Genomic DNA, 16,093 nt, shown 5'->3' with positions numbered 1-16,093 from the left:
GCAGGTGGGCACGCGCAAGTAGAACCGGACGGGTAAGCCCGTCACAGCAGTAATGAGTGGCCGTCGCGGCACATGTTCCCCCGGGGACGCGTGCAACGCCGGTAAGTGAGGTGGTACCGCGGTGAGCGTGGGGTCCGGACGGACACCCACACCAGCCGTCCTCGCATCCTGAACGGAACAGAAGGCGCAAGCCGGCAGTTCGCCAAGCTCAACCCAGGATGTCGACATGTCGTATTACCCCAAGGCCTCAGCCTCCGCCGAACCTTCCTCCAGCGGCGGCGCCACCGTTTCCGCCTCCGTGAAGTTTCCGGAGATCGAAGAACGCATCCTGAAGTACTGGGACCAGGACGGCACGTTCCAGGCCAGCATCGACCAGCGGAGCGCCGATGCGCCGGGCGGCGAGCCCGGCAGCAACGAGTTCGTGTTCTACGACGGCCCGCCCTTCGCCAACGGGCTGCCCCACTACGGGCACCTGCTGACCGGTTATGCCAAGGACCTGGTGGGCCGCTACCAGACCCAGCGCGGGAAGCGCGTGGAGCGCCGCTTCGGCTGGGACACCCATGGCCTGCCTGCCGAGCTGGAAGCCATGAAGCAGCTGGGGATGACGGACAAGACCCAGATCGAAGCCATGGGCATCGACAAGTTCAACGACGCCTGCCGGGCCTCGGTGATGAAGTACGCCGACGAGTGGCGGAACTACGTGACCCGCCAGGCACGGTGGGTGGACTTCGACAACGACTACAAAACGCTTAACGTCGAGTACATGGAGTCCGTCCTCTGGGCGTTCAAGCAACTGCACGAGAAAGGACTGACCTACAACGGCTACCGCGTCCTGCCGTACTGCTGGAAGGACGAGACGCCGCTGTCCAACCACGAGCTGCGCATGGACGACGACGTCTACAAGAACCGCCAGGACCAGACAGTCACGGTGACGTTCCCCATCACGGCAGGGGAGTCGGACCTGTCCAAGCAGCTCGACGGTGTCCAGGCCCTCGCCTGGACCACGACGCCCTGGACCCTGCCCACCAACGCCGCGCTCGCCGTCGGCCCTTCCATCACCTACGCCGTCCTGCCGGCAGGCCCCAACGGCATCAAGGCCGCCGCCGCGGACGCGCCCGTCACGGGCAGCTTCCTGCTGGCCGCGGACCTGGTGGGCAACTACGCCAAGGACCTGGGCTATGACGATTTCGAGGCCGCCCAGGCCGCTGTTGTATCCACCCACACCGGCGCCGAACTGGAAGGCCTGGCGTACCAGCCGCTGTGGAGCGATTTCGCGGACAACGAAAAGTACGGCATGGAGAACGCCTGGCGCTTCCTGGTCGCCGACTACGTCACCACCACCGACGGCACCGGCATTGTTCACCAGGCTCCGGCCTACGGTGAGGACGACCAGAAAGTCTGTGAGGAAGCTGGCATCCCGGTGGTCCTCTCCGTGGACGAAGGCGCCAAATTCCTCCCGCTCTTCAAGCACGGCGACCTTCACGACATCGTTGGCCTGCAGGTCTTCGAGGCCAACAAACCCATCACCCAGGTGCTGCGCGCCCAGGGCAGGCTGGTCAAGCAGGCCAGCTACGAGCACAGCTACCCGCACTGCTGGCGCTGCCGCAACCCGCTGATCTACCGCGCCGTCTCCTCCTGGTACGTGGAGGTCACCAAGTTCAAGGACCGGATGTCCGAACTGAACCAGGAGATCAACTGGATCCCCGGCAACGTCAAGGACGGCCAGTTCGGCAAGTGGCTGGAAAACGCCCGCGACTGGTCCATCAGCCGCAACCGCTACTGGGGCAGCCCCATTCCGGTGTGGCAGTCCAGCGACCCCGAGTACCCCCGCACCGACGTCTACGGCTCGCTCGCCGAGATCGAGGCGGACTTCGGCCGGCTGCCGCTGAACAAGGCCGGCCAGGTTGACCTGCACCGGCCGTTCATCGACGAGCTGACCCGGCCCAACCCGGACGATCCCCGCACGCCCGAAGAGGGCCAGTCCGTCATGCGCCGCGTGGAGGACGTCCTGGACGTCTGGTTCGACTCCGGCTCCATGCCGTACGGCCAGGTCCACTACCCGTTCCAGAACGAGGCCTGGTTCGACACCCACAACCCGGCAGACTTCATCGTGGAGTACATCGGCCAGACCCGCGGCTGGTTCTACATGCTGCACATCCTCTCCACGGCGCTGTTCGACCGGCCGGCCTTCCGCAACGTCATCAGCCACGGCATCGTGCTGGGCTCGGACGGGCAGAAGATGTCCAAGAGCCTGCGCAACTACCCGGACGTCTCCGAGGTGCTGGACCGCGACGGCTCGGATGCCATGCGCTGGTTCCTGATGTCCAGCCCCATCCTCCGCGGCGGCAACCTGGTGGTTACCGAGCAGGGAATCCGCGACGGCGTCCGCCAGGTCATCCTGCCGCTGTGGAACGTGTACAGCTTCTTCACGCTTTACACCAACGCCGCCGCCGGCGGCAACGGGTATGACGCGAAGCTCCGCTACGACGGCTACGCCGACACGCTGGACCAGTACCTGCTGGCCAACACCGGCGAACTGGTCGGCACCATGACCGAACGGCTCGACGAATACGACATCTCAGGTGCCTGCGATGCCCTGCGCAGCTACCTGGACATGCTCACCAACTGGTACGTCCGCAGGAGCCGCCAGCGCTTCTTTGATGAGGACCAGGACGCCTTCGATGCGCTGTACACCGCGCTGGAGACTGTTTCCCGCGCAGCGGCGTCCCTGCTGCCCCTGGTCTCGGAGGAGATCTGGCGCGGGCTCACCGGCGGACGCTCCGTCCACCTGGCAGACTGGCCGGACGCTGCACTGTTCCCCGCCAACCCGGACCTGGTCCAGGCCATGGACAAGGTCCAGCAGATCTGCTCCACGGGCTCTTCGCTCCGCAAGGCCGCAAACCTCCGCGTCCGCCTGCCGCTGCAGGAACTCACGGTGGTGGCACCCGGTGCGGATGCGCTCGAAGGTTTCGCCGCCGTCGTCGCAGATGAGCTGAACCTCCGCTCCGTCCGGCTGCTCGATGCTGCCACGGCCTCGCCGGAAGAGTTCGGCATCCAGCAGAAGCTCGTGGTCAACGCCCGCGCTGCGGGCCCGCGCCTGGGCAAGAACGTGCAGCAGGCCATCAAGGGCTCCAAGTCCGGTGACTGGTCCGTTTCCGAGGCAGGCGTGGTCACCGCCGGCGGCCTGGAGCTGGAGCCGCAGGAGTACACGCTGGAAACCGTGGTGGCTGAGTCCGAGGGGCGTGCCGCGTCCGCCAAAGCTGTCGCCGTACTGCCCGGCGGCGGGTTCGTGGTCCTGAACACCGAGGTCACTCCTGAGCTCGAAGCGGAAGGCCTGGCCCGCGACATGGTCCGCGCCATCCAGCAGGCGCGCAAGGACGGCGGACTCAATGTCAGCGACCGGATCCGGACCACCGTCACCGCGCAGCAGAACGTCGTCGACGCCCTGCTGGCCAATGCCGCCCTGGTGAAGGGCGAGACCCTGTCCGTGGAACTCACGGCAGAACCCGGGGACGCCGCAGAGCCGGCCGTCGCCGTCGAAAAAGTAGGGGCCTGAGCCATGACAGACGAATTTTCCGTAGAGAGCGTCTACGCCGAGCTGCTGGGCCGGGCGCCGGAAAACAAGATGGAGCCGCGGCTGGCCCCGTTGTTCCGGGCGATGGACGTGCTGGGCGAGCCCAACAAGGCGTTCCCGATCATCCACGTCACCGGGACCAACGGCAAGACCTCCACCGCGCGCATGATCGAATCCGTCCTGCGGGCGCATGGACTCAGCACCGGCCGCTACACCAGCCCGCACCTGTCCAAGGTCACGGAACGGATCAGCATCGACGGCCACCCGGTTCCGGATGAGACCTTCGTCCGCATCTGGGACGAGATCCGCCCCTACCTGCAGATTGTCGACTCCGAACTGGAGGCTGCGGGCGAGCCCCGGCTCACGTATTTCGAATGCCTCACCATCCTGGGCTTCGCGATCTTCGCGGACCAGCCCGTGAACGTGGCCGTCATCGAGGTTGGCCTCGGCGGCATCACCGACGCCACCAACGTGGGCGACGGGCAGGTTTCCGTCATCACCCCCATCTCGCTGGACCACACGGACCTGCTCGGTGACACCACCGAGGACATCGCCTACGAGAAAGCCGGCATCATCAAGCCCGGCGGCTACCTCATCAGTGCCGCCCAGCCGCTGGACGCCGCCCAGGTCCTGCTGGACAAGGCCAAGGACGTGGGGGTGCCGTTCCGCTTCGAAGGCGTGGAATTCGGCGTCGAATCCCGCACCGTGGCCGTTGGTGGCCAAGTGGTGAGCATCCAGGGGATCGCTGGCCGCTACCCGGAACTGCTGGTTCCCCTGCACGGCGCCCACCAGGCGCAGAACGCCGCGGTGGCAGTGGCGGCCCTCGAAGCCTTCTTTGGGGGCGAAAAGGAACTCGATTTCGAGGTGCTCCAGGAAGGCTTCTCGAATGTCACCTCACCGGGCCGCCTTGAGGTGGTGCGGACAGCTCCCACCATCGTGGTGGACGCGGCCCACAACCCGGACGGCATCAAGGCCTCCGCCGCCGCACTGCAGGAAGCCTTCACCTTCACCAGGCTGGTCCCGGTGGTCGGAGTGCTCAAAGAGAAGGACGCCGAGGAGATCCTCCGCCAGCTCAAGGAGTCCCTCGGCGGGATGGCTGAGGAGTACTGCTTCACACAGTCCAACTCCCCGCGTGCCGTGCCTGCCGCGGAACTCGCCGAACTGGCTGTTGAGCTTGGTTTTGGCGAGGACAACGTGCACATCGCGGAGAAGCTCGACGACGCCCTGGAATGGGCTGTGGAACGCGCCGAAGCGAACGACGATCTGTCCGGCGGGGTCCTGGTGACCGGTTCCATCACCCTGGTGGCAGAGGCGCGGATCCTGCTCGGCAAGACGGAGGCCTGATTCCATGGCCAAGTTGACCAAAGCGCAGCGCGAATGGCGCCCCGGCATGCCCAAGAAGCGCCGTTCCACCAAGGTGATGTTCGCTTCCACGGTCCTGCTGCTGGAAGCCTTCGTGATGTTCTTCGCCACCCTTGCGGTGTTCGGCCTGCGGCGCGGGGAGTTCCCGCCGGTGGTCATCCTGGGGGTGGGGATTGCGCTGTGCGTGGTGATGATCGTCGCGTGCGCCTTCCTTACCAGGCCCTGGGGCATCGGGCTGGGATGGATCCTGCAGCTTGTCCTGATCCTCAGCGGCATCTTCGAGCCGGCCATGTTCCTGGTGGGCGCCCTGTTCGCAGCGGCGTGGTGGTACGGGATCCGCACGGGAATCCGGCTGGACCGGGAAGCAGGGGAACGGGCCCGCGAGCAGGCCGCCTGGGAAGCAGCCCACCCGGATGGGTCCGGACCCGGCCAGCAGCCGCAGGCCCCGTAGACTTGACCCGAAACCCCTTACCAACGCATTGGAGCAGTTGTGACCACTGAGCGCACCCTCGTCCTGATCAAGCCCGACGGCGTCGCCCGCAACCTTACCGGCGCCATCCTGGCCCGGATCGAAGCCAAGGGCTACACCCTGGCTGAGCTGAAGAAGGTTGACGCCTCCCGCGAACTCCTGGAGCAGCACTACGAGGAGCACGCAGGCAAGCCCTTCTACGAGCCCCTGGTGGAGTTCATGCTCTCCGGACCTGTGGTCGCGGCCATCTTCGAGGGCCACCGCGTGATCGAGGGCTTCCGTTCGCTGGCCGGAACCACCGACCCCACCACGGCAGCCCCCGGCACCATCCGCGGCGACTTTGGCCGCGACTGGGGCCTGAAGGTCCAGCAGAACCTGGTCCACGGTTCCGATTCCACCGAATCCGCCGAGCGCGAGATCAAGATCTGGTTCCAGGGCTAACAGCCCAAGGACAGCAAAAAGCCCCTGGTTCTTCGGAACCAGGGGCTTTTTGCTGCTAGCCGGCCTAGAAGCCTGAGGTTCCGGCGAACACCTGGATAAAGGCGAAAAAGATGGTGGCGATGACGGCCACATACAGCAGGGCGGTGATGATCCAGCCCGAGTCGCCCAGGATGCGGGCCGCATTGGGGGGAACGGGGATGACCCCGGCACTGATGTTCCGGATGGTCACCCAGACAAAGAGCGGGATCATGGCCGCCCAGACAACCATGCAGAACGGGCACAGGATGTGGATGACGTAGAGGGCCTGGGACCACAGCCACACCACGAACGCGAAGCCGAGCGTAACGCCGGCCTGCAGGCCCAGCCAGTACCACCGGGCAAAATTGGCGCCGGCCAGCAGCGACATGCCCACGGTGATGGTGATGGCGAATGCCACGATTCCGATGAACATATTCGGGAAGCCAAACAGGGAGCTTTGCCAGGTCTGCATTACCTGGCCGCAGGAGATCCACGGGTTCACGTCGCACACGGTGGTGTGGTTGGGGTCCTTGAGGACCTCCAGTTTCTCCAGGACCAGCGTTCCGGAGGCGAACCAGCCGATGATCCCGGTAATGACCATCAACCAGCCGAGCGGCCGGTTGCGGGTCATCGGTGGACGGGCTCCGGCTGCACTGCTGTCCGGATCCTCGGTCCGTTCGGGCGCGTGGGTGCCCCTCAAGGGGGAGATGCTGGGCATTGGCAAGGCGTCCTTTTCGTCGGGTGGTCCTTGCCCGATTGTAACGCCGGACGCTGGGAAGACCTTCCAGGGAACGGAACAAGTGCTGCTGCTTCCGCCGTGGAATAGCCGGGGTATGAGAGAATGAACGTGGCTGGAACCCGATCCACATTCGGACTCCGGTCCGGCAGCTTGTTCGCAAGACCGCCAATGATGAGCAGCGCAGGCTTTGGATTTTCGATCCGGACTCCCGCAACTCCATTGGGCGGCACCTGGTTGTGGCATGTGGAACAACGGGTTCTTGAACATCCTGCCGGCCCCCACGGGCTGCCGCACCCCACTGCCGGTGCGAACCTGGGGGTATCCACTTGACTTCTGTCAACGCCTGCGGGTTTTGACAATATGTGCCCCAATGGGTGCCGGATGTGGCGGTACGTCAGGGGCAGGAGTGTTGCCACATATGGATAATGAACAAGTTTTAGCCGTTAACGATGAAGCAGCGGATGTCAACTCGGCGCCGAAGAAGGCCACGAGGACGCGGCGTAAGGCCGCTCCGAAAACCGGCGAGGCGGTGGCCGCCGAAGCCGCCCCTGCTGCGGTAACTGCAGAAGCCGCCGTGGACGCACCAGGCGCAGAGGCTGAGGCAGCCGAGGCAAAGGCGCCCGCCCGCCGGAGCAGGTCGCGGAAAAAGGTGGAGACCGCCGAACCGCTTCCTGTCTTTGCCGCGGAGGCCGGCGCAACGCCGGCAACCACCAACACCACCGACGACGGCGCTCAGCAGGCGCCTGCCGAGGCCGCCACGGAGGAATCGAAGCCTGTCCGGCGCCGCCGGGTGGCCACGCGCAAGACCTCGGCCCCCGCCGTCGTCCAAGCAGCGGAACCGCAGGCAGCGACGGCTGCGCCTGGCGAGACCGTTTCAGCTGAGGCCGCCCCCGCCGAGACCGCACCCGCTGCGCCGGCCAGCACGGCCCCCGCCGAAGCGCCCGCCGGCACTGAACCCACAGCGGAGGTTGCCGCCCAGGCGCCCGCAGCCCAGGTGCCCGCAGCCGGCACCGCCGCCGACGATTCCGCGCAGGCACCCTCCGCCGTCGAGCCTTCCACCGAAGCCGACGCTGAGCCCACCACGGCTTCGGCCACGAACAGCCCGTTTGGGTCGCTGTTCATGGAACCAGGGTCCGCCACGTCGGTACTCTTCCAGGCTCCGGACCTGAGTACCGTAGTCCGGCCTGCACCGGCAGCAGCCGAAGAGGCTGAGGCTGACGACGCCGAGGATGATTCAGACGACGCAGGCAGCCGCCGGAAGCGCCGCGGGCGCGGCCGCCGCGGCCGCAGCAGGACGGGCGAGCGTGACGGTGAAGATGCCGGCGGCGCCGCAGACGGCGACGAGGCCGACGACGCTGATGAGGAGTCCGCCGGGCCCGCCGATGAAGGCGTGACCTCCCGCCGTCGTCGTCGCCGCCGCCGTGGCGACCAGGACCTTGAACTGACAGGCGGGGGAGACGACGACCCGCCCAACACGGTCACACGGGTCCGCGCCCCGCGCGCCGTGAGCGAACCCGCGGTGAACAACCGCGTCACATCCGTCAAGGGTTCCACCCGCCTTGAAGCCAAGAAGCAGCGCCGCCGCGAATCACGCGATACCGGCCGCCGCCGTACCGTCATCACCGAAGCCGAGTTCCTGGCGCGCCGGGAATCGGTGGACCGGCAGATGATCGTCCGCCAGCGCGACGACAGAATCCAGATCGCCGTCCTCGAAGACGGCGTCCTGGCCGAGCACTTCGTGTCCAAGACCCAGCAGGACTCCCTGATCGGCAACGTGTACCTGGGCAAGGTCCAGAACGTCCTGCCGTCCATGGAAGCTGCCTTCGTGGACATCGGCCGCGGCCGCAACGCCGTCCTGTACGCCGGCGAGGTGAACTGGGAAGCCGTTAACCTTGAGGGCAAGCAACGCCGTATCGAGAACGCACTGAAGTCCGGCGATACCGTCCTGGTCCAGGTGACCAAGGACCCGGTGGGCCACAAGGGCGCACGCCTGACCAGCCAGATCTCCCTGCCCGGCCGCTACCTCGTCTACGTGCCCGGTGGCTCCATGACCGGCATCTCCCGGAAGCTGCCCGACGTCGAACGCAACCGCCTGAAGCGGATCCTCAAGGACCGCCTCCCGGAGCACGCCGGCGTGATTGTGCGGACAGCCGCGGAGGGTGCGTCCGAGGAAGAGCTGACGCACGACATCAACCGGCTCCGTGCCCAGTGGGAGGGCATCGAAAGCCAGTCGAAGTCCACCAAGATCCTCGCCCCGGAGCTGCTCTACGGCGAACCGGACCTCACCATCAAGGTGGTCCGCGACGTCTTCAACGAGGACTTCTCCAAGCTGATCGTCTCCGGCGAGGAAGCCTGGGACACCATCGAGGCATACGTCACCTACGTCGCCCCGGACCTGGTGGGCCGGCTCGAGAAGTGGACCAAGGACCAGGACATCTTCAGTGCCTGGCGGATCGATGAGCAGATCCATAAGGCCCTGGAACGGAAGGTCTTCCTGCCCTCCGGCGGCTCGCTGGTGATCGACCGGACCGAAGCCATGACCGTGGTGGACGTCAACACCGGCAAGTTCACCGGCAGCGGCGGCAACCTGGAAGAGACAGTCACCAAGAACAACCTGGAAGCCGCAGAGGAAGTAGTACGGCAGCTCCGCCTCCGCGACATCGGCGGCATCATCGTCATCGACTTCATCGACATGGTCCTCGAGTCCAACCGGGATCTTGTCCTGCGGAGGATGGTGGAGTGCCTGGGCCGCGACCGCACCAAGCACCAGGTTGCCGAGGTCACCTCACTGGGCCTGGTGCAGATGACCCGCAAGCGCATGGGTACGGGGCTCCTTGAGGTCTTTGGCGAGCAGTGCGAGGCCTGTGCCGGCCGTGGCGTGGTCACCCATGACGACCCCGTGGAGCACCGCCGCGCCAACATTGTGGCCGCTGAGCACCACGTGCAGCGTTCCGAGCACCGGCCGGAGGCACGCGCCGAGGGCAACCGCCCCGAGGTCCAGCGCACGGACAGCAACCAGCCCGGTGTCCGCCCTGACCGGAAGCGCCGCCGCGGCCGTGGCGGCCAGCAGCCGGAGGCCGCTCCGGCAGTCGCCGTCCACGTCCACACGGTCCACCCCGATCCGACGGACGCCGAGCGGCACGCGAAAGCGGAGGCCACCAGGCTGGCCCTTGCCAACATCGCGGCGGCTGCGCACGCTGCCCACCTGCATGACGATGAGTTGGCTGCCGCCAGGCAGGCAACGCAGGCCCAGCCTCCAGCGCCTGCAGAAACGGAGAAGCACGACGGCGATGCGTCCAGGCCCGCCGCCGTCCTGACCTTTGGCGGGGAGAAGGTAGTCCTGCCCTTCGTGGAGCACGCAGAGGAGCAGCAAGCAAAGCCTGCCCTTACCCTGGATCGCCTTGCCGCGGCCTTCGCCCAGCTGGGCGAGCCCGCCCCGGCGGCTGAAACGCCGGCCCAAACGGCAGTGGAAACGCCGGCGGAAATGCCGGCAGGGCAGCCGGCCCGGCGTGAGGCGGAAGAGGCTCCGCGTCAGGCCCCCCAGCCCGAACGGGACAGGGAACAGCGGGAGCCTGAAACTGGCCGGCAGCAGTCGCCGGCGCCTGCCGCGGCGGAGAAGGACTACTCGGACCACACGCTGGAGCAGTCGCGCCCGCGCAGGGCACGCCGCAACCGCAGTGCCAGCCGCGCGCAGGGAGCCGCCAACGAGACCTCGGTCCAGCAGCATGAAAATGTTCCTGCCGCCGCGGCCGGGCATTCCCATGCAGCCAAGGTACCGGCAACGGACCAGGCGGTTGCTTCCCAGCCGGCCAGCAACAAGCCGTCGGAGGCACCGATCATCCTCGGTGTCGGGGTTCCCGCCTCAGAGCTGTAGGGACCGGAGATCCAAGTACCGGATCTCCAGCAGAGGGAGTACTGACCGGATGCCCGGCCAGCCACAGGAAGTGGCCGGCCGGGCATCCGTTGCTTAAAGCTGCGTGTTCAACCCGCCGTGGACACTGCGCGTTCAACCCGCTGCGGCCGCACTGCGTCACCTTCACCCTGCGGACCGCGAAAAAGCTAGGCTTGGGAACCGACACGGGGTGCCGCGCAGAGAGCCGGCTGAGATCCAGACCCGTTGAACCTGTCCGGCTAGCACCGGCGAAGGGATGTCTCTTGTCTTCCACTTTCGCAATGCCCACTGCCTTCTTCCAGGGCACACCTGCGCCTTCTTCTGCATTTGCTGCTGCTTCTGCCCCTGGCGCGCAGGCACGCCAGTACCGCGACGTGCCCCGGGTCCTGGCCATCGCCGGTTCCGACCCCTCCGGCGGGGCCGGCATCCAGGCGGACCTGAAAAGCATCGCAGCCCACGGCGGCTACGGAATGGCCGCCATCACCGCACTCACAGCGCAGAACACCCGCGGCGTGCGCGGCGTCCATGTTCCCCCCGCAGCCTTCCTCACCCAGCAGCTCGACGCCCTCAGTGACGACATCAGCATCGACGCCGTAAAAATCGGGATGCTGGGCGACGCCGCGGTGATCGAAGCTGTCCGGGCATGGCTCGAAAAGGTGGGTCCCGGCGTCGTGGTGCTGGACCCGGTCATGGTGGCCACCAGCGGTGACCGGCTGCTCCAGGAATCCGCCGAGGCTGCCCTCCGCGAGCTGTTGCCCCTGGCCCACCTCATCACCCCCAACCTGGCTGAACTCGCCATGCTGGTTGGCGGCGAGGTGCAGGAGACCTGGGATGGTGCCCTGGAACAGGGACGCCGGCTCTCGGCAGCCACCGGGGCGACCGTGCTCGTCAAGGGCGGACACCTGGTAGGGGATCAGTGCCCCGATGCATTGGTCGATACGGGCGGCAGGCTGAGCCGGGAAGTGGTGGTGGTTCCGGGGACGCGGGTGGCAACGCGGAACAGCCACGGCACCGGCTGTTCGCTGTCCTCGGCCATGGCCACAGTCCAGCCGCGGCTGGGGGACTGGGAGGCCACCCTCCGCGAGGTCAAGCCCTGGCTGGCCGGCGCGCTGGAGGCCTCGGAAACCCTGGAGGTGGGGACAGGCAACGGACCCGTGCACCACTTCCACCACGTGCCGGCAGTGCATGGGGAGACGAGCTTCGCTGCACAGCTGTGGGCGGACGCCAGGAAGGACCTGGCGGACATCTACGCGCTGGACTTCATCCGCGGACTGGTTTCGGGCAGCCTGCCGGAGAAGGATTTTGCCTACTACCTCGCCCAGGATGCCATCTACCTCAACGGTTACTCACGTGTGCTCGCGCGGACCAGTGCCCTGGCGCCCACCGAGGCAGAGCAGCTCTTCTGGGCACGTTCCGCGGCACAATGCCTGGAGGTCGAGTCCGAGTTGCACCGCTCCTGGCTCAGTTCACGGACGGTTACGCCGCAGCTGGGACCTGTCACCAAGTCCTACGTGGACCACCTGGCCGCTGCGTCGGCCTCCGGCAGCTACGCCGTCCTGGCCGCAGCCGTCCTGCCCTGCTTCTGGCTGTACGCCGAGGTGGGCGCAACGCTGCACGCCGAGTTCGTGGCCGGCGGGGAGCCGGCAGGCCACCCCTACGCAGAGTGGCTGCGCACGTACGCTGACGAGGACTTTGCGGCGGCCACCCGCAGGGCGGTCGCCATTGTGGACGGGGCCGGCCGCAGCGCTTCGGCGGCGGACCGGGACGCCATGGTGACGGCGTTCAGGCAGTCCTGCCGCCTCGAAGTGGACTTTTTCGACGCGCCGCGCCTCCATTCCTGACGCAGGGGCGGGCATCCCGCCGGTACTATGGTGGGGCACGGGTAAGGGTGCGGACTGGGCTGTGGTTCCTATCACAGACAACGCGCCGGAACCAGCCTCATTTGCGGCCGAAGCCAAAACTAGCGTATTCTAGATCTTCGGTGCTTACGCCAACACTTGGGTTATGACCCCACGGCGTTGAGGCACAGCGAGAGCCCACCCAATTATGGAACCGGGTTCCGCACGCAAATTTGTAATAAACGTCGAGAGAAGTGAGTTCCCAAGTGGTGTACGCGATTGTCCGCGCAGGCGGCCGCCAAGAGAAGGTTTCCGTTGGAGACTTCGTTACCCTGAACCGCGTCGCCGGTGGAGCTGGCAGCACCATTCAGCTGCCCGCACTGCTCCTGGTTGACGGTGACAAGGTCACCTCCGCCGCTGCTGACCTGGCCAAGGTAACTGTTACGGCTGAGATCCTCCAGGACCTCCGTGGTCCTAAGATTGTGATCCAGAAGTTCAAGAACAAGACCGGTTACAAGAAGCGCCAGGGTCACCGCCAGGAACTGACCAAGGTCAAGATCACTGGTATCAAGTAACCTTCCGTTACTGTTCAGGTTTTTCAGCAGATTCCCCAGAATTTAGAGGCAGGCATTTCAGATGGCACATAAAAAGGGCGCGAGCTCCACTCGCAACGGTCGTGACTCCAACGCACAGTACCTCGGCGTCAAGCGCTTCGGCGGCCAGGTAGTTTCCGCCGGCGAGATCATCGTCCGCCAGCGTGGCACCCACTTCCACCCGGGCGCCGGCGTTGGCCGTGGCGGCGACGACACCCTGTTCGCACTGACCCCGGGCGCCGTTGAATTCGGTACCCGCCGCGGTCGTCGCGTCGTCAACATCGTTGCTGCTGCAGCTGCAGAGTAACAAACAGTTCTGAAGCGGTGGAGCGGGCCATATGGTCCGCTCCACTGTTCTTTTAACCGCATTACAATCGTCTTGGCGCTTTTGGGCGTCCAGGAAACAGCACTGAGGAGATCCACGTGGCCAGCTTTGTAGACCGGGTAGTACTGCACGTATCCGGCGGTACCGGCGGCCACGGGTGCGTCTCCGTCCACCGCGAGAAATTCAAGCCGCTGGGAGGGCCCGACGGCGGCAACGGCGGCAACGGCGGTGACGTGATCCTTCGCGTGGACCACCAGACCACCACGCTTCTGGACTACCACCACGCACCCCACCGCCATGCCACCAACGGCGGTCCCGGCATGGGTGACTGGCGCGGCGGCAAGAACGGCGAGACCCTCATCCTCCCCGTCCCGGACGGCACCGTGGTCAAGTCCAAGGACGGCACTGTCCTGGCGGACCTGGTCGGCGAAGGCACCGAATACGTGGCCGCGGCCGGCGGCATCGGCGGCCTGGGCAACGCCGCGCTCTCTTCACAGAAGCGCCGCGCGCCCGGTTTTGCCCTGCTCGGCATCGAAGGCGAATCCAGCGACGTCGTCCTGGAACTGAAGTCCATCGCGGACATCGCGCTGGTCGGCTTCCCGTCCGCCGGAAAATCGAGCCTCATCGCCGCCATGTCCGCGGCCCGGCCCAAGATCGCCGACTACCCGTTCACCACGCTGGTCCCCAACCTCGGCGTGGTCCAGGCCGGCGACGTCCGCTTCACCATTGCCGATGTGCCCGGGCTGATCGAAGGCGCCAGCGAAGGCAAGGGCCTGGGGCACCACTTCCTGCGCCACGTGGAGCGTTGCGCGGCCCTGGTGCACGTCCTGGACTGCGGCACCCTCGAGGCCGACCGCGATCCGCTCTCGGACCTGGCCGTCATCGAGGCCGAACTGGAAAAGTACGCCGTGGACATGAGCTACGCCGGCCAGGACGGCGAGGTGGTTCCGCTGAACCACCGTCCCCGCCTGGTTGCCCTGAATAAGGTGGACCTGCCCGACGGCAAGGACATGGCCGAATTCGTCCGCCCCGAACTCGAGTCCCGCGGATACCGGGTGTTCGAAATCTCCGCAACCAGCCACGAGGGCCTGCGACAGCTGGGCTTCGCGATGGCCGAAATTGTCCAGGCGGCCCGGGACGCAGTGGCAGCCGCACCGCCTAAGGTCCAGCCTGTTGTCATCAAGCCCCGTGCTGTCAACGAAACCGGCTTCCGGATCCGCCGCGAGGAAAAGGGCCTTGAGCCGCTGTTCCGCGTGCTCGGCGAAAAGCCGGTGCGCTGGGTCAAGCAGACCGACTTCACAAACGAGGAAGCCATCGGCTACCTGGCCGACCGCCTGGCCAAGCTCGGGGTGGAAACGGAACTGTTCAAGCAGGGCGCCAAGCCCGGCGACACCGTTGTTATCGGCGAGGATGACGGCGTCGTCTTCGACTGGGAGCCCACCATGATGGCGGGCGCCGAGCTGCTGGCCTCGCCGCGCGGCACCGACGTCCGTTTTGCGGACATCGGCGACCGCCCTACACGTGGACAGAAACGCGAGGAGCAGCAGGAACGCAAGGACGCCAAGGCCGCTGCCCGTGCCGAACTGGAAGCGGAGCGCAAGGCAGGCATCTGGACCGAATCCGTGAGCAGCCGCAGGATTGCCAAGCCTCTCAAGGAGAGTGGACTGGGCGCAGACGATGACTTCTAAGGCTGCATCCGCGGAGCCGCTGGCCGGGTCCGTGGACAGGAGCGTGCTGGCGAACGCCCACCGGATCGTGGTGAAGGTGGGCTCGTCCTCCCTCACCAGCATCAAGGGCGGGATTTCCGAAGAGGCGCTGACTGCCCTTGCCGATGCGCTGGCCGCCAAGCGCAACAGCGGGGCCGAGATTATCCTCGTGTCCTCCGGTGCCATCGCTGCGGGCCTCGCACCGCTGGGCCTGGCCAAGCGTCCACGCGACCTGGCCACCCAGCAGGCGGCAGCCAGCGTGGGGCAGGGCCTGCTGATGGCCCGGTACACGCAGGCCTTCGGGGCCCACGGCGTAACGGTCAGCCAGGTGCTGCTCACCGCTGAAGATTTGATGCGCCGCAGCCAGCACACCAACGCGTTCCGTGCCCTCAACCGGCTGCTCAGCCTTGGCGTGGTTCCCGTCGTCAACGAAAACGACACCGTGGCCACCCACGAAATCCGCTTCGGCGACAACGACCGGCTCGCTGCCCTGGTGGCCCACCTGGTCCGCGCCGATGCGCTGGTCCTGCTGTCCGACGTCGACTCCCTTTACGACGGCCCGCCGTCGCTTGGCGCGAAGCGGATCCCTCTTGTGGAGGGGCCACGCGACCTCGACGGGGTCTCCATCGGCAAGACCGGCAAGGCCGGCGTCGGCACCGGCGGGATGCTCACCAAAGTGGAGGCAGCGTCCATGGCGGCCGGGTCCGGCATCCATGCCCTGGTCACGTCCACCCCCAACGCCGCCGCTGCCCTTAACGGCGAGGACGTGGGCACCTGGTTCACGGTCAACGGTGCCCGGAAGCCTGTCCGCCTCCTGTGGCTGGCGCACGTCGCTTCCGTGCAGGGCCGGCTCGTGCTGGACGACGGCGCCGTGAAGGCTGTCCGCCACCACCGCACGTCACTCCTGCCGGCTGGTATCTCCGCCGTCCAGGGCGATTTTGAAGCGGGCGACGCCGTGGAAATAGCAGGTGCGGACGGAACGGTGGTAGCACGGGGACTGGTCAACTACTCGTCCGCGGAACTGCCCCAGATGCTGGGCCGGTCCACCAGGGACCTGGGCGAAGCATTGGGAACCGGCTATGACCGTGAAGTTGTTCATGTTGACGACCTGGTGCTGGTCTGAGCTCCCCGCTCGC

General features: G+C 66.5%; 11 protein-coding genes and 1 riboswitch. Of the genes, 10 read left to right on the top strand and 1 reads right to left on the bottom strand.

Annotation, left to right across the window (positions count from 1 at the left end):
* The first annotated feature begins 226 nt into the window (after positions 1 to 226).
* Genes ileS through ndk form a run of 4 tightly spaced genes read left to right on the top strand, consistent with a single transcriptional unit; the run spans position 227 to position 5,846 of the window.
* A complete protein-coding gene (gene ileS / locus ACIQF4_RS05945; RefSeq protein ID WP_400514529.1) occupies positions 227 to 3,556 on the top strand; it encodes an isoleucine--tRNA ligase in 3,330 nt (1,109 codons plus the stop codon).
* Between the two features lie 3 nt (positions 3,557 to 3,559).
* Positions 3,560 to 4,918 carry a folylpolyglutamate synthase/dihydrofolate synthase family protein gene (locus tag ACIQF4_RS05940; RefSeq protein WP_350002501.1) on the top strand — a complete coding sequence of 453 codons (1,359 nt, stop codon included), beginning with the start codon at positions 3,560 to 3,562 and terminating at the stop codon, positions 4,916 to 4,918.
* Positions 4,919 to 4,922: 4 nt separating this feature from the next.
* The gene (locus ACIQF4_RS05935) at positions 4,923 to 5,387 is read left to right on the top strand and encodes a DUF4233 domain-containing protein (RefSeq protein ID WP_400514527.1); all 465 of its coding nucleotides are present in this window, start codon (positions 4,923 to 4,925) and stop codon (positions 5,385 to 5,387) included.
* A gap of 39 nt (positions 5,388 to 5,426) precedes the next feature.
* Positions 5,427 to 5,846, top strand: a complete 420-nt coding sequence (gene ndk, locus ACIQF4_RS05930) for a nucleoside-diphosphate kinase (protein ID WP_350002499.1) — start codon at positions 5,427 to 5,429, stop codon at positions 5,844 to 5,846.
* A 64-nt stretch (positions 5,847 to 5,910) separates the two neighbouring features.
* Here the strand turns inward: ndk and ACIQF4_RS05925 are convergent, their stop codons facing one another.
* Entirely contained in the window at positions 5,911 to 6,582 is a 672-nt protein-coding gene (locus ACIQF4_RS05925) for a vitamin K epoxide reductase family protein (protein ID WP_350002498.1), read from the bottom strand.
* 439 nt (positions 6,583 to 7,021) lie between these two features.
* Here ACIQF4_RS05925 and ACIQF4_RS05920 point away from each other — a divergent pair, with 439 nt between their 5' ends.
* From ACIQF4_RS05920 to proB, 6 genes are all read left to right on the top strand, one after another.
* Positions 7,022 to 10,477 carry an Rne/Rng family ribonuclease gene (locus tag ACIQF4_RS05920; RefSeq protein WP_400514525.1) on the top strand — a complete coding sequence of 1,152 codons (3,456 nt, stop codon included), beginning with the start codon at positions 7,022 to 7,024 and terminating at the stop codon, positions 10,475 to 10,477.
* Between the two features lie 194 nt (positions 10,478 to 10,671).
* A riboswitch (TPP riboswitch) is annotated at positions 10,672 to 10,769 on the top strand.
* A gap of 7 nt (positions 10,770 to 10,776) precedes the next feature.
* Entirely contained in the window at positions 10,777 to 12,336 is a 1,560-nt protein-coding gene (gene thiD / locus ACIQF4_RS05915; protein ID WP_400514792.1) for a bifunctional hydroxymethylpyrimidine kinase/phosphomethylpyrimidine kinase, read from the top strand.
* A gap of 263 nt (positions 12,337 to 12,599) precedes the next feature.
* Positions 12,600 to 12,908: a 50S ribosomal protein L21 gene (rplU, locus tag ACIQF4_RS05910; RefSeq protein ID WP_066276623.1), complete on the top strand. Its 309-nt coding sequence runs from the start codon at positions 12,600 to 12,602 to the stop codon at positions 12,906 to 12,908.
* Positions 12,909 to 12,969: 61 nt separating this feature from the next.
* A complete protein-coding gene (gene rpmA, locus ACIQF4_RS05905; protein WP_009372867.1) occupies positions 12,970 to 13,233 on the top strand; it encodes a 50S ribosomal protein L27 in 264 nt (87 codons plus the stop codon).
* A 116-nt stretch (positions 13,234 to 13,349) separates the two neighbouring features.
* Positions 13,350 to 14,939, top strand: a complete 1,590-nt coding sequence (gene obgE, locus ACIQF4_RS05900; RefSeq protein WP_400514523.1) for a GTPase ObgE — start codon at positions 13,350 to 13,352, stop codon at positions 14,937 to 14,939.
* On the top strand, positions 14,929 to 16,080 hold the full coding sequence (proB, locus tag ACIQF4_RS05895) for a glutamate 5-kinase (RefSeq protein WP_400514522.1): 1,152 nt from the start codon (positions 14,929 to 14,931) through the stop codon (positions 16,078 to 16,080). Before obgE ends, proB begins: the two co-directional genes overlap by 11 nt.
* Positions 16,081 to 16,093 lie beyond the last annotated feature (13 nt).

It is taken from the genome of Pseudarthrobacter sp. NPDC092202 (assembly GCF_044755505.1).
Classification (GTDB): domain Bacteria; phylum Actinomycetota; class Actinomycetes; order Actinomycetales; family Micrococcaceae; genus Arthrobacter.
The sequence above is the reverse complement of the archived record's forward strand: the minus strand, read 5'-3'. Positions and strand labels throughout refer to the sequence as shown.